The sequence below is a fragment of the Actinoallomurus sp. NPDC052274 genome (assembly GCF_040679475.1).
Lineage (GTDB): Bacteria > Actinomycetota > Actinomycetes > Streptosporangiales > Streptosporangiaceae > Actinoallomurus > Actinoallomurus liliacearum.
The window spans coordinates 1-26,324 of sequence record NZ_JBFAUT010000075.1; the positions used below are offsets into that span (position 1 = coordinate 1).

Genomic DNA, 26,324 nt, shown 5'->3' on the forward strand with positions numbered 1-26,324 from the left:
GACCACCTCCCCCCCGACGACGTCGGCCGGCTCATCACGGCCGCAGCGGTCCACCGCTGGACCGCCGGGACGTGGTGATCGCGGACGTGGTCCGCGATCACCTGGCCCGAGGGCGGGCGTCCGGGGACCGGGACTCACGACTCGCCGGCCGGCTCGTGGCCGGCGACGAATCGGCGACGGCGGCGCTCAAGCACGGCGTGGGCCGATCAGCGGGCTCTCGATCACCTTTTCGGCAGGTCGAGCGGCTTCAATCCCAGGCGTGCGCGAAAGTCTCGGCGAACGCCGCACGAACCGCCTCATAAACCGAGTTAAGTCGAACAACGCGGGCGGCTTGTGATGGTGTTCACCGAGATTTCTGCGCGCGCCGCGCTGACCGTCCGGCATTCGGGCGCCCGCCTGCCACGGCCACAGCGGTCCACCGTCGGGACGCCCGGGCGCGGTGATCGTGGACGTTCTCCGCGTCCACTTGGCCCCGAGGGTGAGCAGCCGAGGACCGGGCCTCACAACTCGCTGGCCGCCTCGTCGTCGGCGACGGATCGGTGTGCGACGTTGGGGCATGGCTCCTGCGTCGAGGTGGCATCGGCCGTCACGGTCCTGCGAGTCCGCCTCCGCCGGGCGGTGTCCACATTCGAGTCGAATCGTCTCGCCGGAAGGCGTCCACCGGCGGCGGGCCCTCTCTGCTGACTCGGCGGTGAGCGTACGAAAAGCTCGGTGAAGGCCGTCCGTCGCGTCCCGTGAACCGGGCGAAACTTCGGTGAATCGGGCGGCTGCGACGGCGTTCACCGAGAGTTCCGCCCGCGCAGCGCCAGGGCCGACCGAATGTCCGTTCACGCCGCCGCGCCGCCGGCCCCCGTACGTCGGGCGTGCGTGGCCGAGCCGATGATCCATGCTCCCAGGGATGTACCGGCTCGCCGTCGTCGTTGCCATGGTGCCGTCGGTGTGGCCGATCCAAGTCCGGAACGCCGGACATGGACCGGCCACACCGACGGCAAGGTTCCTTGTTCTCCCTGGTCCTCGCTTCGGGGACCCCCGGGGGCGGCGGAGGGGGCGAGGTGGTCGCGTGGTAGATGTCCTTGCCGACGAACACGTCGGTCGAGGTAGGGAGTGGGCGGATGACGGCGGCGGAGCATCGGACGGCGAGAAGCGGGGCACTCGATGAGGTCGACTCGCTGTTCCGCGCGCTCGTGGACGACGGTGAGGCACCGGGGCTCGCGTACGGGATCGTCGACCGGGCAGGTCTCGTCCACGCGGCCGGGCACGGCGTGGCCCGCCTGGGCGGTCCCCGCCCGGACGCGGCGACGGCCTTCCGCATCGCGTCGATGACCAAGAGCTTCACCGCCGCCTCGGTCATGATCCTTGTCGACGAGGGAGCGGTGCGCCTCGACGATCCGGTCAGCGGCTACGTCCCCGAGTTCGGCGCGGTGCGGCTCCCGACGACCGACTCCCCGCAGATGACGGTGGGGATGCTGCTGTCCATGTCGGGCGGCCTGCCCACCGACGACCCGTGGGCCGATCGTCAGGAGTCGATGAGCCGGGAGGCGTTCCGGCGCCTGCTGACGGACGGTGTCCGCTTCATCGGCGTTCCGGGCACCGGTTTCGAGTACTCCAACCTGGGCTACGCCGTCCTCGGCCAGGTCATCGAGGCCGCCTCCGGCACGCCGTACCAGGAGTTCGTGGACCAGCGGCTCATTCGCCCGCTCGGGATGACGGCGACCGGGTTCGACGCGTCGGTCGCGGCGGCGAGCGGCGTCGCGATGGGTCATTCACGGCTCGACGGGCGCTGGCATCCGGAGGCGTTCTCCGGCCCCGGTGTCTTCTCCGCCATCGGCGGGCTGTTCAGCACGGTCGACGACCTCGGGCGGTGGGTGCACTGGCTCGCCGACGCCTTCCCCGCCCGCGACGGCCTGGACGACGGGCCGCTGCGCCGGGCGTCGCGCCGGGACATGCAGCAGGTCCAGCGGGCCGTGCTGCCACCCCGGCCCGCGGGGGACCCGGCCGACGGGTCGATGCCCGTCACCGTGGGCTACGGCCACGGCCTGATGATCCAGCAGGACCCGGTCTGGGGGACGGTCGTCGCGCACAGCGGCGGGTACCCGGGGTTCGGGTCGCACATGCGCTGGCATCCCCGTACGGGCCTGGGCGTCATCGTGCTGACCAACGCCAGGTACTCCACGGGTCGCGTAGCGGCGGCGGCCGCCCTGCGCGCCGTCCTCACGGACCTGGCCGACCCGCAGGCTCCCGAGGCGCTCTGGCCCGAGACGGCCCGGGCACGGGCCGCCGTGGAGGGGCTCCTTCGGGGGTGGGACCCCGCCGTGGCCGGCGAGTGGTTCGCCGACAACGTCGACCTCGATCTGGACCTGGCGCATCGCCGGACCGAGATCGAGCGCCTGGTCGGCGAGGTGGGCCCGCTGCTCGATCCGGCCGCACCGGAGGAGACGATCCGGTCGGAGTCGCCGGCCCACGTCGTGTGGGAGGTCCGCGGCGCTCGCGGACCGCTGCGCTGCGAGATCCGGCTGAACCCGCAGAACCCGCCCAAGATCCAGACGCTGAACGTGACCCGCGCGGACTGACACGGGACCTGCGGTCTGGCGCAGCGCGACCGTGAGGATCGACGCGGAACCTGTCGGCTGAGCAGGCGGTGAGCGGTGAGGGTCGATGGGAAACCTGTGGGCTGGGCGGAGCGCGGCCGCGAGGGTCGATGGGGGACCTGTGGGCTGGGCGGACTGTGACCCGCGTGGGCTGAGGCGGGACCTGTGGGCTGTGCCGAGCGTGACCGCGAGGGGCGATGGGGGGACGGGCCGCTCGGGTAAGGGTCGGACGCGCGGGCGACGTGAGGCGATTCGTCCTGATTGTGCCCGTGATCGCCGAGCGTTCGGTTCGCCTCCCCGTCCGCCGCCGCCCGAGTGGCCGACACCGGCGGTGAGACGGGACGGAGCGGCCCCCGCCCGGTTAGGCTCGTCCCCACACGGCCAGCGCCTACCCCCAAGGCACGGAGATGAGTGCGAGCGACGAGGCATCACCAAGGTTCCCGGCCGACGGGCCGTCGTGCGATCGGAGGGACCGATGAGCACGACGCCCGACGAGGCGACGGCCGACCCGTCGACCTCCCTGGAGGAGGCCCGCAACCACGCCGAGAGCGGTGATCTGGACCGCGCCGCGGAGCTGTTCCGCCGGGTGCTGGAGACCGGCGGCACGGCCGAGCGGGCGCAGGCGGCGCTGGGTCTGGCGGTGGTGCTGGAGGGGCGCGGCGACGACGAGGGCGCCCGGGAGGCCGATCGGCTCGCGATCGCGACCCGGGACCCGGAGTACGGCCCGCGCGCCGCGTACCACCTCGCGCTGTCCTGGCAGCGGGCCGGCGAGCGCGATCAGGCCCGTGACGCCTGGCGCGCCGTCGTCGACTTCGGCAACCGCGCCTACCTGCCGCCCGCGTACCTCGCGCTCGCCCAGATCGCCGACGAGGAGGGCGACGCACGGCAGGCGTCCGAGTGGTGGGAGCTGGCCATCGCCACCGGCGACGAGGAGTACGCCCCCGTCGCAGCCCACGACCTGGCGCTACGCCTGATCGACTGGGGCGAGCCCGCGCGCGCCCAGCGGGTCCTCGCCGGCGCGCTGGACCTCGTCGACCGGGGCCGCGACCCGCAGGCGCACGCCCGGCTCGCGGTCAGCCTGGGCATCGCCCACCTGGAGCAGGCGATCCACGCCTTCGGCAGCGTGACGCCGGGCGAGGACGCCGACCCGGAGGTCGTCCCGCTCGCCATCGAACTGCTCGCCCGGACGCTTCCGCTGCGCGGCCGGGACGACGCCGCCCAGGAGATCTGGCGGCGCGGCCTCGACGATCCGGCCCTCGGCGAGCACGTACGGGCCCGGCTGCGCCGTACGTTCGCCGCCGACGGGGAGGACGCCTGGTGGGAGGGCGAGGTGGAGGCCGCCCTGCGCGCCGGCACGCTGCCCATGCTCACCGGCGAGGTGTTCGGCGCGCTCGACCACATGTACGCCCTGATCGCCGCCCGCTACGTCCACGGCCCGGACGGCCTGCCCGCCGAGGTCCACGACGTGCTCGGGGACACCGTACGGGTGCCGGCCGCCTATCCGTGGGGCCGCGCGCTGCAGGACAGTTTCGCCGAGCGCCTCCGCCAGGCCCTGGGCTCCGATGTCCCCGTCCTGCCGCCGGGCTGGCCCGACGCCGACTGACCGAGGCCGACTGACCGAGGCTCCGCGCGTAGCATTCCGCCACGTCGGCGGCACTCGGCTCGGGCGCGCGTCGCCGTCGGGCCGCGGTCGCGCGCCGACGTCAGTCGGCGATGTCGCGCTGGGCGATGGCCTTGGTGATCCGGACCCGGACGAGGAGCTCGCCGGGCACCGCGTTGCGGGCGCCGTACGCCTCGGCGCGGTCGTCGCCCATGTAGCGGCGGCCGAGCGCGGTCGCCCAGCGGAGCAGTTCGTCGGGATCGTCCGACAGGGACGCCTCGCCCCACAGCGAGACGAAGGAGTACGGCGGGGTCTCGTCGTCGACGCAGAACGAGATCCGGGGGTCACGGCGCAGCGCCTTGCCCTTGATCCCCGAAGCCGCCGTCGTGAAGACCAGGTCGTTCCCGTCCAGAAGGAACCAGATCGGTGTGACGTGCGGGGTGCCGTCCTCCTTCACGACGGCCGCCTTGCCGGTACGGGTGCCGGTCGACACGAAGTCGTGCCACTCTTCTTCGCTCATGGTCTCGGCCATGATCCGATTCTTCCCGAGCGGCGCACCGCCACGCGCGCCGGGATCAGGACACGGAGGTGCCGATCAGGTGGCCCACCAGGAACGTCACCCCGGCGGCGACCCCGCCGACGACGACCTGGCGAAGGCCCGAGCGTACGGCCGGCCGCCCGTTCAGCACGCCGATCCCCGCGCCGACGCCGAACAGCGCCAGGATCGCGAGCCCGATCGCGGTCAGCAGCGCGACGGCGCCGCCGGTGATCAGGTAGGGCAGGACCACGACGAACGCGCCCAGCGCGAAGGCGAGCAGGCTGGAGCCCGCCGCGCTCCACGGAGAGCCCAGCTCGTCCGGGTCCAGGCCGAGCTCCTCCCGCGCGAGCGTGTCGAGCGCGACCTTCTTGTCGCTCATGATCCGGTCGGCGAGGCGCTCGGCGTCGGCGCGGTCCAGACCCTTGGCGCGGTAGAGCAGCACCAGCTCCGCGTGCTCCTCCTCCGGGGTCTCCTCCAGCTCCTGGGCCTCCAGTGCGAGCTCCCGCTCGAACATCTCCCGTTGGCTGGACATGGAGACGTACTCCCCGGCCGCCATGGAGAACGCGCCGGCCAGCAGTCCGGCGATCCCCGCCAGCAGGATCGCGGTACGGGACGATCCGGATCCCGCGAAGCCCATGACCAGGGCGGTGTTCGACACCAGGCCGTCGCTCACCCCGAACACGCCGGCCCGCAGCGCCCCCGAGCGGTCCGTACGGTGCCAGCCCTCCCGGCGCGAGATCTGCACGCGCGGGTCGGGCTTGCCGCCGTCGATGAGCTTGGCGAGCACGCGCGCGTGACCGCGCTCGTCGTCGGCCATCCCCGGGGCGGCGTCCGGGTCGCGGTCGTAGATCCCCGCGTCCGAGCGTTCGGCGCGCTCGATCATCGGCAGGACCGCGCGCGGGGAGAGCCGCCGCGCCGCCGTCGCGAGCATCCGGGTGCGCATGCTGGGCGGTCCCGGTGGGGGCACCTCCGCCCCGGCCGCGCGCAGCTTCCCCTCCCAGTGCGCGGCGTGCTTGAGCTCGACGCTGGCCAGCTCCTCCAGGATCTCGCGCCGTTCGCCGTCCTCGGCGACCGCGAGGCTGGAGTACAACGCCGCGGCGTCCCGCTCGCTGGCGAGGAGCTCCTGCCAGCGTTTGACCTTCTGCCGATCGGCGGCGTTCCTCATGGTGCTCCTCACAACCGTCTCGTATCCATAATCACAACCTGCCGCGACCGAAAAGTCATTCCTCGAGTCCGTCGAGCGACACCCTCCGTGACGGGGGCCGGTCGGCCGCGGAGTACGGTTCTCGCATGGACATCGCGACCCCGCAGGGGCCGGCCGAGGTGACCCTGGACGAGCCGGCGGATCCGGCGTTCCTTCTGGTTCTTACCCACGGGTCGAACGGCGGGGTCGACGCTCCTGACCTGCTGGCCGTCCGCGAGGAGGCGCTCGCGCTCGGTGGGGCCGTGGCGCGCGTGCTGCAGCCGTTCCGCCGTGCGGGACGGCGGGCGCCCGGTTCCGCTCCCCGGCAGGACGAGGCCTGGCTCACGGTGATCGCCGCGCTCCGGGAGAGGTTCCCCGACGTGCCGCTGATTCAGTGCGGGCGGAGCAACGGGGCGCGGGTCGCCTGCCGCACGGCGCTGAAGGCCGGCGCGCGCGGAGTGATCGCGCTGGCGTTTCCGCTGCACCCACCCGGAAGACCCGAACGTTCGCGCGCGGACGAGCTGAGAGCCGCGGGCGTGGAGGTCGTGGTCGTCAACGGCGACCGTGATCCGTTCGGCGTCCCGGACCCCGCGGACGCCACCTGTGTTCAGGCCCTGCCGGGAGAACGGCACGATCTGGCCAGGAGGCCCGCCGCGGTGGGGGCGGTGGTGGGGGAGTGGCTGCGCCGGTGGAGCACCGGCTCGCGCTGATGACCCCCGGGGCGATGGTCATTTCGGACTGGTCCCCCGAAGAGAAACGCGTCACGCCGCCGTGTGAGCCGGAACGTCGGTCGGGCGGTGCGGTGCGATGATCCCCCCGTCAGGGAGCAGTTCGCCGGTGTCCTCGAACAGCACGACCCCGTTGCAGAGCAGACTCCATCCCTGCTCGGGGTGGCAGGTGATGGTGCGAGCGGCCTCACGGTCGGGTGCGGTCGCCGAGGGGCATGGCGGCTCGTGCGGGCACATCTGCGTGCCTCCGGTCTCGACTACTCGTAGGTGCGGTTGCCTCATGTCACTAAGACGTCTTCGAGTGTGCTGCGGTTCGCCCGCGCGCCGATATGGCCCGGACGGGCGGTTTTCCGAAGGCCCCAGTGACTCCTCGTGACAGAGATCACTTTACGGCTTATCGGTCCGTACCCGCATCCAAATCGGCCAAAGAACAACTCTCAGTACAGACAACGATCTGTCCCCGTGACCACGGTCCCCACGTCGCGGCCGACGTGGGGCGGCCTCAGGCGGTCCGGCGGCCGAGGTCGTTCACCCATTCGGGGCCGACGTCCCGGAGGGAGTAACCGTCGGGGTACGAGCGGGTGTACGGCTTCTTCGGCCGGGACGACGGGCGCGGGGGCAGCAGCCGTACGGCGAGCGCCCGCGCCTTGAGGGCCCGGCGCGCGCCGATCTCCATGATCCGCGGTGCGCGCGGCAGGCCGAGCGCCTGGCGCAGCGGCGCGTCGGTCAGCGCGAGGACGCCTTTGCGGGCGAGGGGGCGCAGGAACCGCGGGAACCAGCCCTCGAAGATGGCGATCGTCGCCTCCGCCACGCGATGGTTCTCGGGGGTGTAGGCGTAGTTCTTGCGCTCGTACCGGTCGAGGAACTCGGCGAACTCCTCGTAGGTCGCCGGAATCTCCTTGAGTCCCATGAGCCGGCCGATGTGGCGGAACGTGTTGACCGTCGCCCGTACCTCGTGCCTGCTGTACGGCCGCCAGCCGTACTCCGCCATCCAGCGGACCGGGATGACCACGAACGTCGACAGGACGTACAGGAAGTCGTCATTGGTGATCGAGTACCGGCCGTGCATGCGGTTCATGCGGCGGATGGCGGCACGGCCGCGTTCGGCGTCCAGGCCGCCGTCCTGTGTCATCTCGTACAGCAGGACAACGGTGTCGTCGTAGCGCTTCTGCCCGCGCCGGGCGAACTCCCCGGTCCGGTCGAGCAGTCCGCCGATCGACGGGACCGCGTACGTACGGAAGAGCGCCAGTTCCAGGGACCGCTGGAGGTCCCACGGGAACTCGTACTCGGCGCTGATCCGATAGATGTCCTGGTAGTCGCGCTCGGGGTCGAGGGCCTGGAGCTGCCGTAGACGGGTATAGCGGGCCATCCCGAATCTCCGTATAAGGGGGTGATTACCGGATTCGGACTCCATGATCGTACGGGAGACGGCCGCCCCCACGGCAAGGGCCGCGACCGGGGAACCGGCTGTGGCGTGGGTTACCCGGCGCGGAAGAACCGGGATGTGGGAGACCCGCGGCCTGGAAGGCCGCCGCGTGAAGGACCCGCGTGGGTGGGAGGGCCCGGACGGAGAAGGCCTGCGGTGAGACTCCGGCGGTGCGCCGTCCGGTTCTCAGAACAAGCCGGTGAGGACGCGGTCGAGGCCCGCGGTGAACCGTCCGTCCTGGTCCACGTCGTCCGGCGTCGTCCCGGTGGCCTGCTCACGGGCCTCCAGGGCGACCGTGCCGAGCAGGTAGCCGAGCAGGACGTGCGCCCCGACGGCCGCCTCCGCCTCGGGCAGGCCGGCCGCGCGCAGCAGTTCCCGTACGGAGAGCGTGGTCGCCGTGAGCGCTCCCGGATTGCGGCGGGTGACGATGAGGGGCATCACGCCGACGTGCTCGAGCAGCCGGTCCCGGTAGGCGTGGGCCCAGGCGCGCAGCCGCTCGCGGGGGTCGCCGGCGCCGGGCGGCACCGGCAGCGCCGCGACGTGGGCGATGAGCTGCTCGAGCAGCTGCTCCTTGCCGTGCGGGAGGTGGTGGTAGATCGCCATCGCCTCGACCTGCAGCGAGTCGCCGAGGCGGCGCATGGTCAGCCGGCCCAGGCCCTGACCGTCGATGAGGTGGAGCGCGGTCTCGATGATGCGCTCGCGCGTGAGCGGTTCCCGCTGCGACATGATCGCACCTTACTGCGTAAAGGCGGTCGCCCGGAAGAGCATCCCGGCTGCGTGTCACGGTGCCGTACCCTCTAACCTTGGCTCGTAGAGCATCGAGGAGAAGGGGAGCCGCCATGGTCCTGGGTCGCAAGGTGAGCCCGGAGGTCGCTGAGCACCACGCCGCGGACAAGGAGCTCGCCGGCGAGCTGCGCGACCGGCTCGCCGCCGCGCAGGACGCGGAGCGGGAGTTCCACGCCGCTCAGGTCGAGGGCCGTCCGCTCGACCAGCTGCGCCCGCTGGCGGTCGCCTACGACCGCGCGCTGTACGCCGCGCTCCTCGCCGCGGAGGCGGCCGAGCGCGTGGCGATGGGCCCGAAGGTGTACGAGCACGGCGACGCCAAGCAGCGCCGCGCCGCGCAGATCGCCGCCCGCAAGGCACGGGCCAAGGCGAGCGTCCGTCCGTACGTCCTCGAGGTCGACCGGCTGCGCACGCTGCGGGAGGCGCACAAGCTGGCCGTGCGCACGACCTCGCCCGCCCACGTCTGAGGCGTCGCACCACCACGCGTGACCGGCTTCGCGCCGCGCCCGGACACCGGGCGCGGTCGCCGGGGCACCGCGTCGACGGAAACACGGGCCCGGCCCGACCGGTACGGGGGCGGACCGGTCGCCGCGCGAAGACTCGCGCCGCCATGGGGCACGTCCGGGTGACCTGACCGATAGGGGACCTTGACCCTCGGTCCGATTGGCTCGTGCCGTCGCCACTTGTCCATGAAATCGCCGCTGGATTTCGTCCAACGGGTACAAGGCAGTGCCCCACCAGCGTGAACACGGCCCGGTCGGAGTGGCACGGGCCGATGAACTTTGAGACTCTACCGACTCAGGTGTCGTCGTGGGCAACAGCGGCCGTCCCGGCCACGGCGACGCGGCCAGCAGGAAGTGCTCTGTCCGGGGGGATCAGTTGGAGCGCACGCCGCCTGATCGGCGAGACCTTCTCGGCGCATGCCGGGAAGGCGTCATCGCCATCTGCGAGCTTGCCGCGCACTTCTCCGACTGGTCCGTGCCCACGCCGTGCAAGGAGTGGGAGGCCATCGACCTGGCCGGTCACCTGCGCTGCGTCGCGGAGAACTTCCACGAGTACCTCAACGACGCGCCGAACAGCAGGCTGTCCCGCCTGTTCGCCCAGGACGCCCCGGCGGCGCTGATGATGCGTCAGCTGTCCCGGCAGAACGCCGCCGAACTGGCCGTGCTGCCGCCCGCCCCGGGCCGGGACCACATCGTCGCGTTCGCCGTCTCGGCGGAGGCGTACTCCGACCGGCTGCTCGACGTGTGGGACGAGCCGTACCTCTCCTACCGCGGCACGAAGCTGACCGCGGGCGACTACGCCGGTGCGGTGTGCGTCGAATGGCACCTGCACGCCTGGGACCTGGCCCGCGCGCTCGACAAGGACCACCGGCCCAGTCGTCCCGACGTGATCGCGGACGCCTGGCGCACCGGGGTCCCGCACCTGCCGGTGCCGGGCCGGGGCGACGAGTGGGAGGCCGTGCTGCGCGCGTCCGGGCGGTCGCCGGACTGGCACCCCGAGTGACCCCTCGTGATGCCTGCGACAGCGGTCCTGTACTCGCCGTTCCTCTCGGAAATCGATGACCGACGATGACTGTCATCTCTGATCGAGATGGCCGCGGGCATGGTGCGGGCACACTGCCCACAAGCGGTGTTGACGCCGGACGGCGCTACATTGGGGCGAACTCCGCTTCGTTCCCGGCCGTGCGCCCACCGATGGTCACGCGCGCCCCTTCCGCTGAGGGTCGGTGATGCCGCCAGGGCAGGCCAGCCGGCCGATGTCCCAGCCGGCGCGTCGGGCACCGGCCTGATACGCGCTTTCGTAGAAGGCGAGCACCGTCGCGCGTGGATCGGGTTCCGCTCGTGCGTCGTCGTAAGGCAGGACGGCCAAGTGGCTGCCTCGCTGTGCGATCCATCGCGCTGTGGCCGGCTGGAGGGGTTCGGTGTGCAGACCTTCGGGCTCGGGCGCCGTGTAGGAGTAGAAGGCCGGTGCGGGGAACGAGTCGTCTCCGAACCAGAAGCCGAAACTGATCACCTCTTGGGAATAGGCCTCACGGGTCACCGGGTCGACGTCGGCAGGCTGGTCGATCACCCGGCCGGAGAAGCGCGTATGGGCGATGTCGAAGGTATGCCAGAAGTGGTGTACCGGGCTGACCTTGCCCGAATATCCCGCGGCGAACTCCTCCAGGACCAGATTCACCTGGCTGAGCACCTGCCAGTAGCGCGTCACCATCGATGGGTCGTAGGCGGTGTGCTGGATGTCCTCGGCGAACGGCCGGTCGGAGTCGGGGAGGTCGAACGGCCGGGGGATGTTCACGTCGACGTGGACGTCCAGCGCCGTCAGCGCTCGCATCACCTCGCGATAGAAGAGCGCCACCGACTTGTCGTGAAGCGAAAATGACGCGGTCCTGCCGTCCGCCGTCGAGACGATCAGCTCATGTGCGATGAAATCGAAGTCGATCGTGAAGATCGGGTTTCCGTCGATCATCCCCATCGGCCGGGTCGTCAGGCCGCGTCCGGTGAGATGAAACGGTGCGTGCCACCAATGGTTGCGCCGGGCGCTCGATGCGAGTCGTATCTTGCCCACGACCTGGGCGAACCGGTGAAGCGTTGCTTTCGTCTCCTGCCAGTCGGCCAACGGCATGGCGGGAAACAGCTCCATGTGAATCACTTCCAAAGCAGTCATATTAGTCAGCTGCGCTACGATCGCCGACTGTGTCGCCGGGCACGTTGTTGGTGTGTCACCGCCGCCTTGTCAAGGCTCCGCCGCGGACACGCCGGGCGGACTGGTACGTCGAGCAGTGGATACCCTCTGATCGGCGAGTTCACGACGAGTTACGAAGTGGCCTAGGGCGTAGGCGCGAACCGGCCATGCCTCCGTCGACGGCCAGGGAGGCGACCGGGGGCGGTCACCGCGCGGCGGCCGGCCGGCGATACCGGCGTCACCTGCGCATCCGGCTGCGTGCATCCGGGCCGTACCCCCCAGTGACGGCTCCGGTCCGCTGGTTCACTCGGCGAGCAGCGGCTCCAGCAGCCGGTGCGGCCGCCGGAGCGCTCGTGAGACCGCGTCGTCCCGGTGCGGCCGGTCGGCGGCCGGGCCGGGACGCACCTCAAGCTCCTCGGGCGGGGCGAATCGCCCGCACGCCGGGCAGGTGCCCGTCCGGTCGACGCGCGTGCCACAGGTGAGATGGGTGTAGAGCCGGCTCGGACCGAACGGCGACAGATGCTCCCCGCCCCAGTGGCCGAGCGCGTTCAGCGCGGGCCAGAGGTCGCGGCCGCGTTCGGTGAGCACGTACTCGTGACGTCGCGGTGACTCCTGGTACGGCCGCCGGGTGAGCACCCCGGCGTCCACCAGGGCCTGCAGACGCGTCGCCAGCACCGCCCGCGGGATGTCCAGATGGGCGAGGAAGTCGCCGTAGCGGCGCACGCCGTAGAAGGCGTCCCGGACGATGAGCAGCGTCCACCGCTCGCCGAGCAGTTCGAGGGCGCGGGCGAGCGCGCAGTCCTGTGCCTCGTAGTCCTTGCCGAGTGCCATGGGGTCCAGGTTAGTTCATTCAACGAACCGACGTGTTACAGTTCGCCGGTCGTTAGTTCAATGAATGAACCGAGGTGATGACCGTGCAGACGACCGTGCCGGTCGGCGGACACGTCCGGGAGGGGCGAACGCTCGCCGTCGTCTCCGCCGCGACGATGCTCGCGCTGATGAACTACAACGCGACCTTCTCCACGCTCGCCGCCATGGCGCGTGACCTGAACGCGGGAACGGCGGGGCAGACCTGGATTCTCGGCGGGATCGCGCTCGGCACCGCCGTGCTGCTGCTGGCCGTGGGCGGCCTCGCCGACGACCACGGGCGCAAGCGGGTCTTCGTCGCCGGGGCCGGCACGCTGGCGGCCTCCAGCGTCGTGTGCGCGCTCGCCCCGACGACCACGGCCTTCGTCGTCGGCCGGCTGCTCCAGGGCGGAGCGACCGCCGCCCTGCTGGCGGCCGGGCTGGGGCTCATCGGCCACGCCTTCCCGGCCGGACCGGAGCGCGCCCGCGCGACCGGGATGTGGGGCGCGATGCTCGGCCTGGGGATCGCGCTCGGGCCCGAGGCCTCCGCCGGGCTGGCCGAACTCGCCGGCTGGCGGGCGTGGTACGCCGCCGCGGCGGTCGCGTCCGTCGCCCTGGCCGCCGCGGCCGGCGCCGCGCTGCGGGAGTCCCGGGCCGAGGCGCGGCGCAGGGCCGATGCCGCCGGCGTCCTGACACTGGGCCCGGGAGTCGCCGCGCTGCTCGGCGCGATCACCCTGGGGCGCGGGGGATGGGCCAGGGCGGAGGTGCTCGGACTGTTCGCCGCGGCCGTGGCCCTTCTGGCGGCGTTCGTGGTCGTGGAGTCGCGGAGCCGCGAGCCGCTGCTCGACCTGCGGCTGCTGCGCCGGGCGGACTTCGCGGTCGCCACCGGCGGGGCGTTCGTCACGGGCGTCGCGGTGATCGGGCTGATGAGCTACCTGCCCACGGTGGTGGGCCGCGTGCTCGGTGCGCCGCCACTCCTCGCGGGCGCCGTGCTGACGCTGTGGTCCGGCGTCGCGTTCGCCGTCTCCCTCCAGGTCCGACGCCTGTCCGCCGAGGGCCGTCACCTCATCGCGGCCGGCCTCGTGCTGTGCGCGCTCGGGGACCTCGCCCTGATCGGCCTGTCCGCCGACTGGGGATGGTGGCGGCTCGTCCCCGGCCTGGTGGTCAGCGGGGCGGGCAGCGGCCTGTTGAACGCGGCGCTCGCCCGGATGGCCGTCGAGAGCGTGCCGCCGTCCCGTACGGCCATGGGGTCGGGCGCGAACAACACGGCCCGCTACATCGGCGCCTCGATCGGGGTCGCGGTCGTGGTCGCCATGGCCACGTCCGGGCCGAGCCCGACCCGGGGCGCCGACGTCGCCCTGGCCGTCTGCGCCGCGATCGCCCTCGCCGGCGCGCTGGCCGCCCTCGCCGTGCGCCGCGGCCGATGAGCGCGGTGCCTCGGGTCGGTCCTCCGACGAAGGAGGGCGCAGGGCCGAGGCGCCGCGATGCCCACCCTCGCGGTGGCGAATCCCAAGGCGCGGGCATGTGTACGTCAAGTGATGGCGCGGTACAAGAAGCGTGGCGCGTTTCTTGTGACCCGTACGCAACGACGTACCGGGCAGGAGACGCCAGACTGTCGGGCACTCGCCAGTGGAAGGGTGGCCGTGTTCTTCTCGCTCCTCAAGCACGTCTTGCTCGGGCCGCTCCTGAGGATCGTCTTCCGGCCGAAGGTGACCGGCACGGTTCCGGACGGCGCCGCGATCCTCGCGTCCAACCACCTCTCCTTCTGCGACTCGCTGTTCCTGCCGCTGATGGCGCCGCGCAAGGTCGTCTTCATCGGCAAGGAGGAGTACTTCATCGGTACCGGGCTCAAGGGGCGGCTCATCGCGGCCTTCTTCCGAGGGGTCGGCACGATCCCGGTCGACCGCCGCGGCGGCTCCGAGGCGGCCGACGCCCTCGACACGGCGCTGCGCGTGCTCGGACAGGGCCGGCTGTTCGGCATCTACCCGGAGGGCACCCGTTCTCCGGACGGCCGGCTCTACCGGGGCAAGACCGGCGTGGCCCGGCTGGCCCTCGCATCGGGCGCGCCGGTGGTGCCGTGCGCGCTGATCGGCACCGACAAGGTCCAGCCCATGGGGCACAAGCTGCCGAAGAAGATCATGCGGGTGGAGGTGCGGTTCGGCGAGCCGATGCGGTTCGGCGAGGACGCCGACCCGCGCGCCGTCACCGACGAGATCATCGCGGCGATCCAGAAACTGTCCGGCCAGGAGTACGTCGACGTCTACGCCGCCTCCGTCAAGAACCGCTGACGGACCCGCCGGGAGCCGGGAACAGTTCCGCGCCCCACACGGTTGAACGGTGCGGCGGGCTACGCGGGCCGGACGAACCCCGACTCGTACGCCGTGATCACCGCCTGGGTGCGGTCCCGGGCTCCGAGCTTGGCCAGCAGGTTGCCCACGTGGGTCTTCACGGTCTCCACGCTCACGACGAGGTCCGCGGCGATCTCCGCGTTCGACAGGCCCCGGGCCATCAGGGTGAGGACCTGCTCCTCGCGCTCGGTGAGCCGCGCCCGCCGCACCCGGTCGGTCGGGCGGCCCGCGCCGTGCCGGGCGGCCAGTTCCCGGATCGCCGCCGGGAACAGCAGTGAGTCGCTGAGCGCGACGGTGCGGATCGCCTGCAGGATCTCCGGCGGGCGGGCCCGCTTGAGCAGGAAGCCGCTCGCGCCGGCGCGCAGCGCCTCGTACACGTAGTCGTCGTTCTCGAACGTCGTGATGACCAGGATCCGCGGCGGCTCGGGGACCGCGCCGAGGATGGTGCGGGTCGCCTGGATGCCGTCGACGGCGGGCATGCGGACGTCCATCAGGACCACGTCGGGGCGCAGCGCGCGGACCATCGGCAGCACTTCGGCGCCGTCGGCGGCCTCGCCGACGACCGTGAAGTCCGGTTCGGCGTCGATGATGGCGCGCAGGCCGGTACGGATCAGCGGCTCGTCGTCCGCGATGAGGATGTCGGTCACCGTCGTTCGAGCTCCAGAGTGGGGACGACCGGGATGGCGACGTGCACGCGCCAGCGCGAGCCGTCGAGGCCGGCGCTCGAGCGCCCGCCGAGGAGGGTGACGCGCTCTCGGACGCCGCGCAGGCCGCTGCCGCCGCCCACCCGTGGCGCGGCGACGGAGCCGAGAGGGTTCGTCACCTCGAGTTCGAGCCGGTCGGCGCACACCCCGAGTCGCACGTCGACAGGGACCTTACCGGCGTGCCGGAGGACGTTGGTGAGCGCCTCCTGCAGGATGCGGTACGCCTCCCGGGACACCACGGCCGGGATGCCGTCGGTCGGGCCGACCTCGGCGCGCACCTCGGCGCCGGCGGACCGGGTCTGCTCGAACAGCCCGGCCACGTCGGCGAGCGTACGCTGCGGGGTGCGAGCGCCGGGGTCCTCGCGCAGCAGGCCGAGGACGTGGTCGAGGTCCTCCAGCGTCGTCCGCCCGGTCTCCTCGATCGCCGACAGCGCTCGGCGGGCGAACTCCGGGTCCGCGTCGAGCAGGCGGACCGCCGCGCCGGCCTGAAGAGTGGTGACGGTCAGCGCGTGCCCGATGGAGTCGTGCAGTTCCCGCGCCAGCCGGTTGCGCTCGATGAGCTGTTCCGCCTGGCGTTCGAGCTGTATGAGGCGGTCCGCCGGTGACGGGCCGAGCAGCGCAGGCGCCAACCGGGCCAGCAGCGCTCCGACGCCCGCCCCCAGCCAGACGACCAGGGGCAGCACGACGAGCGCCAGGAGCACGTACGCCGTGGTGAGCAGCACGGAAGAGCCGCCGAACAGCTCACGGAGGGCGTTCTCGCCGCCGAACGCCTTCTGCAGCAGGACCAGGGCGAACGGCAGGGCGAACACGGCGGCCAGCCCGGTGCCGCCGCCGACGCCGATGTGCAGGACCCACCACGCGGCGGTACGCCGGCGGGACCGCCACGAGCGCATCCCCTCCGCGGTCTCCGCGGGCAGCCGTACGCCCAGCAGCGTCTCGGCGGCGGTCCGGGACAGAATCCGCACGGCGGGGATGAAGGCCACCGCGCTGGAGACGGCGACGTAGGCGAGCAGCATGGCCAGCGACTGCAGCACCTGGCCGGCGGGCAGTCGCCCCGCGCTGCCCATGATCTGAAGCAGCGCGACGTAGATCAGGAGGTACGGCACCAGGATCGCCGTGCCGCCCAGGAGGAACGTCCAGCGGCGGTACGTCGTCACGCTGATGAGGGGGCGGACCAGGGACTTCACGCTGAGATCCTCGCAGAGGGGCGGCCCGCCGCACCTCCCCCGGAGGAGCGAGGTTCCGGCGGCCGGAGAATCCACCGCTGGTGCGCCGGGCGTCCCTGTGCTATATCTTGGGCACGACGCCGGGATTTTCGCCCGATCGGAAAAGGCGTTCTTTCCACAGGGTCCTTTCCCGCCCGCCGCCGTTGAGTTCTCCGGCAGGCGACGTTCCACCTCTCAGCAGGACTCTCGTCGTTTCGCGCACCGTTCCGCCGTGCGCGTCATCTCCGGCGGCCCGTCGTGCCGCCCATTCTCCGCGCGCTGTCATCGGTGACGGCGCCGCATTTCCGGAAGGATTTCCATGACCATCACCCTCGAACCCACCAGCACCCCGCCCCGCGCGCCCGATTCCCGGGAGAACCCGGCGACGCCCGTCTCCGGCGTCCTGGACGTCGGCGACAAGCACGCGTTCGTTCGGGCCTCCGGCTACCTGCCCGGGCCGGCCGACGCGTACCTGTCCCTCGCGCAGGTCAACAAGCTCGGACTGCGTCCCGGCGACCGGATCGAAGGCGCGGCCCGCCGCCCGCGGCCGGACGACAGGCGGCAGAAGTTCCAGGCGCTCGTCCGCGTCGACACCGTGAACGGGCTGCCGCCGGAGAACGCCGCGGCGCGGCCGCGATTCGCGGACCTGACGCCGCTCCATCCCCGGGAACGCCTGCGTCTGGAGACCGACGGAAAGAACCTGGCCGGCCGAGTCGTGGACCTGATCGCGCCGATCGGAAAAGGCCAGCGCGGGCTCATCGTCGCGCCGCCGAAAGCCGGCAAGACGATGATGCTGAAATCCCTCGCCACCGCCATTCGCGGCAACCATCCCGAATGCCACCTGATGGTCGTGCTCGTGGACGAGCGGCCCGAAGAGGTCACCGACATGCGGCGATCCGTCGACGCCGAGGTCGTCCACTCGACGTTCGACCGGCCCGCCGCCGAGCACGTCGCCGTCGCCGAACTCGCGATCGAGCGCGCCAAGCGGCTCGTCGAACTCGGGCAGGACGTCGTCGTCATCCTCGACTCGATCACCCGACTCGGGCGGGCGTACAACCTCGGCGCGTCGCCGGGCAGCCGGATCCTCGCCGGCGGCGTGGCGACGACGGCGATCCACCCGCCGCGCCGGTTCCTCGGCGCCGCCCGCAACATCGAGGAGGGCGGCTCGCTGACCATCCTCGCGTCCGTGCTGGTCGAGACGGGCTCCCGGATGGACGACGTCTTCTTCGAGGAGTTCAAGGGGACCGGCAACATGGAGTTGCGGCTCAGCCGCGAGCTGGCCGACAAGCGCATCTTCCCCGCCGTCGAGGTCACCGGTTCCAGCACCCGCCGCGACGACCTGCTGCTGTCGCCGGCGGAACTCGAGGTCACCGGCCGGCTGCGCCGGGTCCTGCACGCGCTCGGCCCGCAGGAGGCCGCCGAGCTCCTCATCGGCAGGCTGCGCGACACGGCCTCCAACGCCGAACTGAGCCGGATCGTCCTCACCACGTCGCGCTGAGGGACCGGACGGCGGAGCGTCACGGGCGCAGGGCCAGCCGCAACGCGAACCCGAGGAACGCCGTGCCGGCGACCCGGTCGAGCACACTCGCCACGGCGGGCCGCCGCAGCAGCCCTCCCAGCCGGTCCGCCAGCACGGCCAGCAGGGCGCACCAGAGGAGCCCCTCGGTGACGTGCACGCCCGTCAGCAGGATGCTCCACGGCAGCACCGGCGCGCCCGCCGGCACGAACTGCGGCAGCAGCGACAGGTAGAAGACCCCGACCTTCGGGTTGAGCGCGTTGGTCAGCAGACCCATGAGGAACCGGTTCCGGCCGGACGGGCCGGCCGCCTCACCCGTCTCCTCCCCGCGGATCAGCAGCCGCACGCCCAGGTACAGCAGGTAGGCGGCGCCCGCCCAGCGCAGCACGGTGTACAGCGTGTGCGAGGCCGCGAGCACGGCGGTCAGGCCGAGGCCGGCCGCGGCGCCCCACCACAGACAGCCGACCTGGATGCCGAGCGCGGCGACCAGCGCCGCTCGGCGGCCCTGGGCGATCGCGGTGCGCAGCACGAGGAGCGAGTCCGGGCCGGGGACGAGCGTGAGCAGTGCCGCGACCCCGGCGAACGTCAGCAGCGCCATCACTCCACCGTCACGCTCTTGGCGAGGTTGCGGGGCTTGTCGACGTCGTGGCCCAGCGCCACGGCGGCGTGGTAGGCAAGGAGCTGCAGGGGGATCGGCAGCAGGATCGGGTCGAGCTCGGGTTCGTTCTTGGGGACGACGATCGCGTCCTCGCCGAGCTCGCGGTGCCCGACCGTCAGGACGCGGCCGCGCCGGGCACGGATCTCGCCGAGCGTCGACAGGTTCTTGTCCAGCAGCTCGTCGTCCGGGACGACGGCCACGGCGGGCAGCTCCGGGCTGACCAGCGCGAGCGGGCCGTGCTTCAGCTCGCTGGCCGGGTACGCCTCGGCGTGCACGTAGGAGACCTCCTTGAGCTTCTGCGCGCCCTCCCGGGCGACCGGCCAGCCGCGCACCCGCCCGACGAACAGCATGCTCCGGTACGCCGCGAACTCCCGCGCGAGCTCGGCGATCCGGTCCTCCTGGTCGAGGATCTTCTCGATCTGCGCGGGCAGCGCCCGCAGGCCCTCGGCGATCCGGCGCCCGTCGGCCGGGGACAGGTCGTGGATGCGGCCCAGGTGCAGGGCGAGCAGCGCGAACACCACCGCCGTCGAGGTGTACGCCTTGGTCGACGCCACGGCGATCTCCGGGCCGGCGTGCAGGTAGACCCCGCCGTCGCACTCGCGGGCGATCGCGCTGCCGACGGCGTTCACGACACCGAGCACCCGGCCGCCCTTGCGCCTCAGCTCCTGCACGGCGGCGAGGGTGTCGTACGTCTCGCCGGACTGGCTCACCGCGACGTACAGGGTGTCCGCCTCGACGACCGGGTTGCGGTAGCGGAACTCCGAGGCGGGCTCGGCGTCGGCCGGAATGCGGGCGAGCTCCTCGATGAGCTGGGCCCCGACCTGCCCGGCGTAGTACGCCGAGCCGCAGCCGAGGATCTTCACCCGGCGGATCTCCCGCGCCTCGCGCGGGTCCAGGTTCAGGCCGCCCAGGTGCGCGGTGTGAAAGCGCAGGTCCAGCCGGCCGCGCAGCGCGCGCTCGACCGCGGCCGGCTGCTCGTGGATCTCCTTGCGCATGAAGTGCGTGTAGCCCTCGGCGTCGTAGGCGGCCTCCTCGGCCTCGATGAGGGACGGTTCCTTGCGCGTCGCGCGCCGGTCCAGCGTCGAGGTACGGAACCCATCGGCCCGTACGGTCGCCAGCTCACCGTCGTCCAGGTGCACGACCTGCCGTGTGTAGCGCACGAGCGCGGCGACGTCCGAGGCGGCGAACATCTCCTTCTCCCCGATGCCGAGCACGACCGGGCTGCCGTTGCGGGCGACGACCAGCACTCTGGGATGGCGCGCGTCCACGACGGCGATGCCGTACGTCCCGACGACCCGCGACAGCGCCTCCCGCACGGCGTCCTCGAGTTCCGCCTCGCCGGACCGGGCGATCAGGTGGGGGAGCACCTCGCTGTCGGTCTCGGAGGAGAGGGCGACGCCGTCGGCGACCAGCTCGGCGCGCAGCTCGTCGGCGTTCTCGATGATGCCGTTGTGCACGACGGCGATCGGCCCGGCGACGTGGGGATGGGCGTTCGCGTCGCTCGGCTCGCCGTGGGTGGCCCAGCGCGTGTGCCCGATGCCCGGCGCGCCCTTGAACCGGGTGGGCAGCTCGGCCGCCAGCTCGCCGACGCGCACCTTGGCCTTGCGGACGCGCAGGTCACCCGCGCGGCCGAGGACGGCCAGGCCCGCCGAGTCGTAGCCCCGGTACTCCAGGCGGGCCAGCCCCTCGGTCAGGATCGGGACGGCGTCCCGCGGGCCGACGTAGGCCACGATTCCGCACATCAGGTCTCCTTCATCCGTAGACGATGCGGCGAAGCTGGCGCAGCGAGAGCTCCGGGGGAGCGACCCGCCGCGACGGCAGCTCCGCGGCGATGCGTTCGAAGATCCGGTCATTGGTCAGCCCGCGCGCCTTCAGCTCGGCGTGCCGCCGGCGGACGAAGTCCTCGGCCGGCTCGGCGAAGTAGGCGAGCACGTCGGCGACGACGCGCGCCGCCTCGCCGGGACTCAGCGGCGACGTACGGCTGAGGTGGGCGACGAGCTCGTCATGGGGGTGTCCGGACACGAGCGTCGATGCTGCCGGTCTTCGCACGACAAAAGCAAGAATCCTGCCCGGAATCGGGCAGGATCACCGCGATGAGTCTGGCGGTGGGTGATCGTGAGTGTCCCGTAACGCGTCGGCCGGGCTTTTCTTGACCGTTCGTTACAGATTTGGCTATCGTCCTCCGCATGGCACGGACCCGGGAATTCGACACCGACACGGTCGTCCGGTCGGCGATGGAGCTGTTCTGGCGACGCGGCTACGAGGCCACCTCGATCCAGGACCTGGTGGAGGCGACCGGGCTGGGGCGCGGCTCGCTCTACGCGGCCTTCGGCAGCAAGGACGGCCTCTACGAGACGGCCCTCCGGCGCTATGTCGAGATGTCGTCGGCGCGGATGACGGCCCGCCTCGAACGGGACGTTCCGGTCCGCGATGTCATCCGCGACCTGCTGCTGTCGCTGGTCGACGAGGCGGCGCGGGACGCCGACCGGCGCGGCTGCCTGGTGACGAACACCGCGGTCGAACGGCTTCCGCACGACGCCGTCTCGGGGCGCATCGTCGCCGACGCGCTCGGGGGAGTGCGCGAGTCGATTGCGGCCGCGCTCACCCGGGCGCGGGAGCGCGGGGAACTCCCTCCGGACGCCGACGTCCCGGGGCTGGCCGACTTCTTCATCACGGCCATCCAGGGGCTGCGTGTCATGGCCAAGGCCGGGCCCGACCGGCGGCGGCTGGCCGGCGTCGTCGAGACGGCCCTCGGCGTGCTGCCGTGACGTGACGGGCGCTCGGCGCCCTCTCGTGCCCAAAATATGTAATGAACGGTCAAGAAAGAGGAGATGGACCGATGACCGTGGCACTGCTCGGAACCGGGATCATGGGCGCGGCGATGGCCCGCAACCTGCTGGCGCGGGGCGTCGACCTGCGGGGCTGGAACCGCACGCGGGCGAAGGCCGAGGCCGTCGAGGGCCTGAAGGTCGCCGACGGTCCCGCCGAGGCGGTGGAGGGCGCCACCGTGATCATCACGATGCTGAACGACGGCGAGGCCGTGCGCCAGGCGATGGAGCAGGCCGCCCCGGGCCTGCGGGAGGGACAGGTCTGGGCGCAGATGAGCACGGTCGGCCTCGCCCCGCTGGACGGCCTGCGCGAGATCGCCGAGCGGCATGGTCTCGTGTTCGTCGACGCGCCGGTGCAGGGCAGCCGGCAACCCGCCGAGCAGGGACACCTCGTCGTGCTCGCCTCCGGGCCGGAGACCGCACGGGAACCGCTGCGCCCGGTGTTCGACGCGGTCGGCAAGCAGACGCTGTGGCTCGGCCCCGCGGGTGCGGGCAGCCGGCTCAAGCTGGCAGAAGGCCGCGGCCATCATCGAGAACGACTTCTCGCCGACCTTCACCGTGGCGGGCGCCGAGAAGGACACCCGGCTGATCTGCGCGGCGGGCGCCTCCGCCGGGGTCCGGATGGACGTCATGGAGGCCGCCCGCGAACGCTTCCGGCGGGCCGGCCTCGCGGGCCACGCGGACGAGGACATGGCGGCCGCCTACTTCGCCGCCTTCACCGCCTGACCACGGCCCGCCGACCGTTCACGGCGAGCGGCCGGCGGGCCCGCGGACGGCCGGGCTCGGTTCAGGGCGGCCAGGGCCTGCTCGGCCGCGTCGCGGGAGGACCCTGGGCGGCCACGAGCTTCCACGGGCGAGCCGGCGATCACGCCTGACCGCGGGTGGCCGGAAACCGGTTGCCCGGCGAGGGACCGGCCGGGTGACGGGCGCGCTGGGCGGCGTTTTCTTCTTCGGTTCCTTCCCTTTCTTCGGTCCCTTTCGATTCTTCTCGCCGGGGGCCGGGAGTGGAGGAGGGCGAGGGCTTCGGGGATGGTGGGGCGGCCCGTGGGGTCCTTGACCAGTAGTGCGCGGATGAGCGGGGTGAGCCGTCCGGCGCGGCGCGGGGGCGGGGGCGACTCTCGGGCGATGGCGGCCATGGTGGCCGGGTAGGAGCCGCGCCGGAAGGGAGAGGTGCCTTCGACAGCCTGGTACAGGGTCACGCCGAGGGAGAACAGGTCGCCGGCGGGGGTACCGGGATCGCCGTTGAGGCGTTCGGGGGCCATGTACTCCAGGGATCCGATGATCGAGCCGTCCACGGTGAGACGGGTCTCGGCCAGGTGCGTGGCGATGCCGAAGTCGGTCAACAGAATCCGGCCGTCGTCGGCGAGCATGACGTTCGCGGGCTTGACATCGCGGTGGACCACGCCGACGCGGTGGGCCGCGTCCAGGGCCTGGAGGAGAGCGTCGGCGAGCTCGACGGTCTCGGCCGCCGGCAGCGGCCCCGCGTGCAGCCGATCTTCCAGCGAGCCCCCATCGACCAGCTGCATGACGATCCAGGGCCTGCCATCCTCGACGGCGACGTCGTAGACCGGGACGATGCCGGGATGGTGGCGTAGCCGGGCGGCGTTGCGGGCCTCCCGCTCGGCGTAGGTAAGCCGTTCGGCCTTCTCGTGGGGGTCAGCCGTGGGGGGAAGGCGGACTTCCTTGATGACCGCGTCGGCGCGAAGCAACTCGTCGTGGGCTTTCCAGACCAGGCCGAAGCCGCCTTCGGCGAGCGGGTGTATGAGCCGGTAGCGGCCGGCGACCAGCCTTTGCTCGGGCATGGTTCAGCGCCGATCCGTGCACAGGCGCACGGAGGGACGGTGGGCCTCCTGATGCCGCTGTTCCCGGGTCAGCGGCATGAGGGTGGCTATGGCCCGCCCGTGGTCGGTGAGGGTGAGTGGTTCACCGGCGGCGGCGACACGGCGGGCCAGGTCGCCGAGGATCGGCCGCGCGCGGGTAATGGAGTACGCCTCTGTCATGAAACGAGTTTGACGAAGTGTCAATTCACGGGGAAGGGGCCGAGCGCCGTCCGTGTGACGCAAGGAAGATCTGTCGCATCCTTGTCGCCTCTTTCGCCGAGGGGTCCCCGACCTGCCGTCAGGCTTCGCTGTGTACGGCCGCCCGGCCGGGACGGGCGGTACTCAGGCGAGGGCAGCCAGGGCCTGCTCGGCCGCGTCGCGGAGACGCGCCGGCTCCGGGTGGGCCCGGCCGAGCACCCGCATCCCCTGCAGCAGCACGAGGAGGAACCGGGCCAGCGCGCGGGGGTCCTTGTCCGCCGGCAGCTCGCCCTGGGCCCGCGCCCTGGTCAGCGCGGAGGTCAGGGCGGTCTCCACCGTGTCCCAGCTCGCCTCGACCCGGCGGGCCGCCTGCGGGTCCCGACCCGCCAGCTCCACCGCGGTGTTCACGACCATGCACCCGCGCCGGTGCGGATCGGCCGCCGACTCCTCGGCGTAGGACCGCACCAGCGTACGTACGGCCGGCAGCACGGGGCCCGGCTGGGACAGGAGCTCGACGACGTTCAGATCGCGGGTCCGGGCGTACCGCTCGTACGCCTTGAGGTAGAGCTCGTGCTTGCCGCCGAAGGTGGCGTAGATGCTCGCCCGCGCGATGCCGAGATGCTCGACGAGGTCGGCCATCGACGTCGCCTCGTACCCGCGCTCCCAGAACAGCTCCATCGCCTTCCGCAGCACGGCGTCCGGATCGAACTCCTTCGTCCTCGCCACGCCTCAGGACGCTAGTCGAATGTAGACCGATCGGTCAAATATTGCCCGGTGGTCACCGGGAACGCGCTGGCGGCGTACCTCGAGAAGAATCTTCATCGCGAGACCGATGAGTTCGTCGGAGGGCTGTCGTTACATGGGCCAGGATGTCGGCGATCGGCCGACCGGACCCGAGGAGACAGCACCATGGAGATGAAGCTCGAACTCATCGTCGTCCCCGTCTCGGACGTGGACCAGGCGAAGGCGTTCTACGCCGAGAAGGCCGGTTTCACGGTGGACGTCGACTTCAGCGCGGGCGAGGACTTCCGCGTGGTGCAGCTCACGCCCCCGGGTTCGGCCTGCTCGATCGCGCTGATGACGAACAAGGAGACGGCCGGCGCGGTGCAGGGCCTGCATCTGGTGGTGGCCGACATCGAGGCCGTGCGCGCCGAACTCGTCGGGCGCGGCCTGGAGGTGAGCGAGGTCTTCCACCACGAGGCCGGCGGCCCGGTGCCGGGGCGCGACGCGGAGGAGCGCGACTACGCCGACTTCGCCTCCTTCATCGACCCGGACGGCAACGGCTGGCTGCTCCAGCAGGTCCGGCGCGGCGGCGGCGCCTCATGACCGAGCGAAGCGAGGGCATCGGTGAGCACAGCACCGTGGTCATGAGGCCGACGAAGGAGGTCTCATGACCGGTACCGCCGAGGCGACGCGCCGGCCGGACCCGAGGGGCGAGATCGCCGCGGCCGTCGCGGGCGACGAGCGGGCGTTCGCCGCGCTCACCGAGCGGCATCGGCGTGAGCTGCACGTCCACTGCTACCGGATGCTGGCGTCCTTCGACGAGGCGGAGGACGCCGTGCAGGAGACGTTCCTGCGGGCTTGGCGAGGACGGGACGGCTTCGACGGAGACACGCTGTTCCGGGCGTGGCTCTACCGGATCGCGACGAACGTCTGCCTGGACCTGCTCCGGCGCGCCGCCCGCCGGCCGGTCCGGGCCGGCTCGTTCGCCGAGGTGCCGTGGCTGCAGCCGTACCCGGACGGCCTGCTCGAGGAGGCCGCGCCGGCCGACGAGGGACCGGACGCGGTCGTGGTCGAGCGGGAGACGATCGAGCTGGCGTTCGTCGCGGCCCTGCAGGCGCTGCCGCCGAGACAGCGGGCGGCGTTCCTCGCGCGCGACGTGCTCGCCCGGTCGGCGGCGGAGACGGCGGAGTTGTTGGGCACGAGCGTCGCCGCGGCCAACAGCGCGCTGCAGCGGGCCCGCGCGACGATGCAGCGGCAACTGCCGGCGCGCCGCACCGAGTGGTCGACGGGTGGGCTGAGCGGTGCGGAGCGTGCGCTGCTCGACCGGTTCATCGACGCGCACGAACGCTGCGACGCCGCGGCCGCCATCGCGATCGCGGCCGAGGACGTGCGCGTCACGATGCCGCCTTACCCGTACCGCTACGAGGGCCTGGCGGCGCTCGTGCCGCTCCTGGAGCGGGCGTTCGGGGCGGACCGGGACGGCGACTGGCGTCTCGTCCCGACGTCGGCGAACCGGATGCCGACCGCGGCGAGCTACCTGCGGCGGCCGGGCGACGCGGAGTTCCGGGCGTTCAAGTTCGACGTCCTGCGTGTCGAGGACGGCCGGATCAAGGAGATCACGACGTTCGGCCCGGCGCTCTTCCCGCGGTTCGGCCTGCCGCCGACGCTCTGACGGCCCGCGGTGCCGCCCCTCGGCGGGGCGGCGCCGCGCCCGTTCAGACGCCCGGCAGTCGCCGCGGGGACCGGCGGAGGTAGACCGCCCAGGTCACCGCGGCGCAGAGGACGTAGTAGGCGATGAAGGCGAGGTACGCGCCGTTGCCCGTCTTGTAGGTCAGGAACGACTGGCGGAAGGCCAGGTTGACCAGGACGCCGCCGAACGCCCCGATCGCGCCCGCCACGCCGATGAGGGCGCCGGACAGCCGGCGGGCCTCGTCCCGGCAGCGCCCC

27 protein-coding genes and 2 pseudogenes are annotated in these 26,324 nt (G+C 72.3%); 13 read left to right on the forward strand and 16 right to left on the reverse strand.

Going from position 1 to position 26,324, the window contains the following annotated elements; all coding sequences use genetic code 11:
• Window positions 1-1,112 precede the first annotated feature (1,112 nt).
• Both AB0K82_RS39060 and AB0K82_RS39065 read left to right on the forward strand, forming a co-directional pair.
• Window positions 1,113-2,570 (forward strand): serine hydrolase domain-containing protein, encoded by a 1,458-nt coding sequence (locus AB0K82_RS39060; RefSeq protein ID WP_364407105.1) that lies wholly within the window; start codon window positions 1,113-1,115, stop codon window positions 2,568-2,570.
• 493 nt (window positions 2,571-3,063) lie between these two features.
• Complete coding sequence (locus AB0K82_RS39065; protein WP_364407108.1) at window positions 3,064-4,191, forward strand: tetratricopeptide repeat protein; 1,128 nt, start codon at window positions 3,064-3,066, stop codon at window positions 4,189-4,191.
• 100 nt (window positions 4,192-4,291) lie between these two features.
• Here AB0K82_RS39065 and AB0K82_RS39070 read toward each other — a convergent pair whose 3' ends face one another.
• Together AB0K82_RS39070 and AB0K82_RS39075 are read right to left on the reverse strand one after the other, a co-directional pair.
• Window positions 4,292-4,720 (reverse strand): PPOX class F420-dependent oxidoreductase, encoded by a 429-nt coding sequence (locus tag AB0K82_RS39070; protein WP_364407111.1) that lies wholly within the window; start codon window positions 4,718-4,720, stop codon window positions 4,292-4,294.
• 43 nt (window positions 4,721-4,763) lie between these two features.
• Complete coding sequence (locus AB0K82_RS39075) at window positions 4,764-5,891, reverse strand: VIT1/CCC1 family protein (RefSeq protein ID WP_364407114.1); 1,128 nt, start codon at window positions 5,889-5,891, stop codon at window positions 4,764-4,766.
• 125 nt (window positions 5,892-6,016) lie between these two features.
• On the opposite strand from AB0K82_RS39075, the gene AB0K82_RS39080 reads away from it, so the two are divergent.
• The gene (locus tag AB0K82_RS39080; protein WP_364407117.1) at window positions 6,017-6,619 is read left to right on the forward strand and encodes an alpha/beta family hydrolase; all 603 of its coding nucleotides are present in this window, start codon (window positions 6,017-6,019) and stop codon (window positions 6,617-6,619) included.
• A 51-nt stretch (window positions 6,620-6,670) separates the two neighbouring features.
• Here AB0K82_RS39080 and AB0K82_RS39085 read toward each other — a convergent pair whose 3' ends face one another.
• From AB0K82_RS39085 to AB0K82_RS39095, 3 genes are all read right to left on the reverse strand, one after another.
• Window positions 6,671-6,874, reverse strand: a complete 204-nt coding sequence (locus AB0K82_RS39085; protein ID WP_364407208.1) for a DUF5999 family protein — start codon at window positions 6,872-6,874, stop codon at window positions 6,671-6,673.
• 265 nt (window positions 6,875-7,139) lie between these two features.
• Entirely contained in the window at window positions 7,140-8,006 is an 867-nt protein-coding gene (locus AB0K82_RS39090; protein ID WP_364407120.1) for an oxygenase MpaB family protein, read from the reverse strand.
• A 243-nt stretch (window positions 8,007-8,249) separates the two neighbouring features.
• On the reverse strand, window positions 8,250-8,789 hold the full coding sequence (locus AB0K82_RS39095) for a TetR/AcrR family transcriptional regulator (protein ID WP_364407123.1): 540 nt from the start codon (window positions 8,787-8,789) through the stop codon (window positions 8,250-8,252).
• A 113-nt stretch (window positions 8,790-8,902) separates the two neighbouring features.
• Between AB0K82_RS39095 and AB0K82_RS39100 the strand changes: the two genes are divergently transcribed.
• Window positions 8,903-9,313 (forward strand): plectin, encoded by a 411-nt coding sequence (locus AB0K82_RS39100; protein ID WP_364407125.1) that lies wholly within the window; start codon window positions 8,903-8,905, stop codon window positions 9,311-9,313.
• A gap of 343 nt (window positions 9,314-9,656) precedes the next feature.
• On the forward strand, window positions 9,657-10,352 hold the full coding sequence (locus tag AB0K82_RS39105) for a maleylpyruvate isomerase N-terminal domain-containing protein (protein WP_364407128.1): 696 nt from the start codon (window positions 9,657-9,659) through the stop codon (window positions 10,350-10,352).
• Window positions 10,353-10,547: 195 nt separating this feature from the next.
• Here AB0K82_RS39105 and AB0K82_RS39110 read toward each other — a convergent pair whose 3' ends face one another.
• Both AB0K82_RS39110 and AB0K82_RS39115 read right to left on the reverse strand, forming a co-directional pair.
• Entirely contained in the window at window positions 10,548-11,489 is a 942-nt protein-coding gene (locus tag AB0K82_RS39110; RefSeq protein WP_364407210.1) for a DUF5996 family protein, read from the reverse strand.
• 345 nt (window positions 11,490-11,834) lie between these two features.
• The gene (locus AB0K82_RS39115) at window positions 11,835-12,362 is read right to left on the reverse strand and encodes a helix-turn-helix domain-containing protein (RefSeq protein ID WP_364407131.1); all 528 of its coding nucleotides are present in this window, start codon (window positions 12,360-12,362) and stop codon (window positions 11,835-11,837) included.
• A gap of 77 nt (window positions 12,363-12,439) precedes the next feature.
• Here AB0K82_RS39115 and AB0K82_RS39120 point away from each other — a divergent pair, with 77 nt between their 5' ends.
• The gene (locus AB0K82_RS39120) at window positions 12,440-13,804 is read left to right on the forward strand and encodes an MFS transporter (protein ID WP_364407134.1); all 1,365 of its coding nucleotides are present in this window, start codon (window positions 12,440-12,442) and stop codon (window positions 13,802-13,804) included.
• 216 nt (window positions 13,805-14,020) lie between these two features.
• Window positions 14,021-14,665, forward strand: a complete 645-nt coding sequence (locus AB0K82_RS39125; protein WP_364407137.1) for a lysophospholipid acyltransferase family protein — start codon at window positions 14,021-14,023, stop codon at window positions 14,663-14,665.
• 59 nt (window positions 14,666-14,724) lie between these two features.
• Here AB0K82_RS39125 and AB0K82_RS39130 read toward each other — a convergent pair whose 3' ends face one another.
• Together AB0K82_RS39130 and AB0K82_RS39135 are read right to left on the reverse strand one after the other, a co-directional pair.
• Complete coding sequence (locus AB0K82_RS39130) at window positions 14,725-15,372, reverse strand: response regulator transcription factor (protein ID WP_364407140.1); 648 nt, start codon at window positions 15,370-15,372, stop codon at window positions 14,725-14,727.
• A complete protein-coding gene (locus AB0K82_RS39135; protein WP_364407142.1) occupies window positions 15,369-16,616 on the reverse strand; it encodes a histidine kinase in 1,248 nt (415 codons plus the stop codon). The genes AB0K82_RS39130 and AB0K82_RS39135 overlap by 4 nt, the downstream gene beginning before the upstream one ends.
• A 406-nt stretch (window positions 16,617-17,022) precedes the next feature.
• On the opposite strand from AB0K82_RS39135, the pseudogene rho reads away from it, so the two are divergent.
• Window positions 17,023-18,132: pseudogene (rho, locus tag AB0K82_RS39140) on the forward strand (transcription termination factor Rho); the annotation flags it as partial.
• Window positions 18,133-18,151: 19 nt separating this feature from the next.
• Here the strand turns inward: rho and AB0K82_RS39145 are convergent.
• The 3 genes from AB0K82_RS39145 to AB0K82_RS39155 are packed head-to-tail and all read right to left on the reverse strand — an operon-like array spanning window position 18,152 to window position 20,830.
• On the reverse strand, window positions 18,152-18,748 hold the full coding sequence (locus AB0K82_RS39145) for a LysE family translocator (protein ID WP_364407145.1): 597 nt from the start codon (window positions 18,746-18,748) through the stop codon (window positions 18,152-18,154).
• On the reverse strand, window positions 18,748-20,550 hold the full coding sequence (gene glmS, locus AB0K82_RS39150) for a glutamine--fructose-6-phosphate transaminase (isomerizing) (protein ID WP_364407148.1): 1,803 nt from the start codon (window positions 20,548-20,550) through the stop codon (window positions 18,748-18,750). The genes AB0K82_RS39145 and glmS overlap by 1 nt, the downstream gene beginning before the upstream one ends.
• Before the next feature lie 10 nt (window positions 20,551-20,560).
• Complete coding sequence (locus AB0K82_RS39155; protein WP_364407151.1) at window positions 20,561-20,830, reverse strand: hypothetical protein; 270 nt, start codon at window positions 20,828-20,830, stop codon at window positions 20,561-20,563.
• 164 nt (window positions 20,831-20,994) lie between these two features.
• Here AB0K82_RS39155 and AB0K82_RS39160 point away from each other — a divergent pair, with 164 nt between their 5' ends.
• The 3 genes and pseudogenes from AB0K82_RS39160 to AB0K82_RS39170 all read left to right on the forward strand — a co-directional run bounded on the left by AB0K82_RS39160 (window position 20,995) and on the right by AB0K82_RS39170 (window position 22,362).
• The gene (locus AB0K82_RS39160; RefSeq protein ID WP_364407153.1) at window positions 20,995-21,576 is read left to right on the forward strand and encodes a TetR/AcrR family transcriptional regulator; all 582 of its coding nucleotides are present in this window, start codon (window positions 20,995-20,997) and stop codon (window positions 21,574-21,576) included.
• 113 nt (window positions 21,577-21,689) lie between these two features.
• Window positions 21,690-22,055, forward strand: a pseudogene (locus tag AB0K82_RS39165) (NAD(P)-binding domain-containing protein); the annotation flags it as partial.
• The gene (locus AB0K82_RS39170) at window positions 21,964-22,362 is read left to right on the forward strand and encodes an NAD-binding protein (protein WP_364407213.1); all 399 of its coding nucleotides are present in this window, start codon (window positions 21,964-21,966) and stop codon (window positions 22,360-22,362) included. The pseudogene AB0K82_RS39165 and the gene AB0K82_RS39170, both read left to right, overlap by 92 nt.
• On the opposite strand, the gene AB0K82_RS39175 is transcribed toward AB0K82_RS39170, so the two are convergent.
• The 3 genes from AB0K82_RS39175 to AB0K82_RS39185 form a co-directional block, all read right to left on the reverse strand.
• A complete protein-coding gene (locus AB0K82_RS39175) occupies window positions 22,338-23,438 on the reverse strand; it encodes a serine/threonine-protein kinase (RefSeq protein ID WP_364407156.1) in 1,101 nt (366 codons plus the stop codon). The genes AB0K82_RS39170 and AB0K82_RS39175 overlap by 25 nt on opposite strands.
• 3 nt (window positions 23,439-23,441) lie before the next feature.
• Window positions 23,442-23,636, reverse strand: coding sequence for a hypothetical protein (locus AB0K82_RS39180; RefSeq protein ID WP_364407159.1), 195 nt, complete (start codon window positions 23,634-23,636; stop codon window positions 23,442-23,444).
• Window positions 23,637-23,798: 162 nt separating this feature from the next.
• A complete protein-coding gene (locus AB0K82_RS39185; protein ID WP_364407161.1) occupies window positions 23,799-24,380 on the reverse strand; it encodes a TetR family transcriptional regulator in 582 nt (193 codons plus the stop codon).
• Between the two features lie 183 nt (window positions 24,381-24,563).
• Here AB0K82_RS39185 and AB0K82_RS39190 point away from each other — a divergent pair, with 183 nt between their 5' ends.
• The gene (locus tag AB0K82_RS39190) at window positions 24,564-24,980 is read left to right on the forward strand and encodes a VOC family protein (RefSeq protein WP_364407164.1); all 417 of its coding nucleotides are present in this window, start codon (window positions 24,564-24,566) and stop codon (window positions 24,978-24,980) included.
• A 64-nt stretch (window positions 24,981-25,044) separates the two neighbouring features.
• On the forward strand, window positions 25,045-26,049 hold the full coding sequence (locus AB0K82_RS39195; RefSeq protein WP_364407167.1) for an RNA polymerase subunit sigma-70: 1,005 nt from the start codon (window positions 25,045-25,047) through the stop codon (window positions 26,047-26,049).
• Between the two features lie 43 nt (window positions 26,050-26,092).
• Here the strand turns inward: AB0K82_RS39195 and AB0K82_RS39200 are convergent, their stop codons facing one another.
• The gene (locus tag AB0K82_RS39200) at window positions 26,093-26,275 is read right to left on the reverse strand and encodes a hypothetical protein (protein WP_364407170.1); all 183 of its coding nucleotides are present in this window, start codon (window positions 26,273-26,275) and stop codon (window positions 26,093-26,095) included.
• Window positions 26,276-26,324 lie beyond the last annotated feature (49 nt).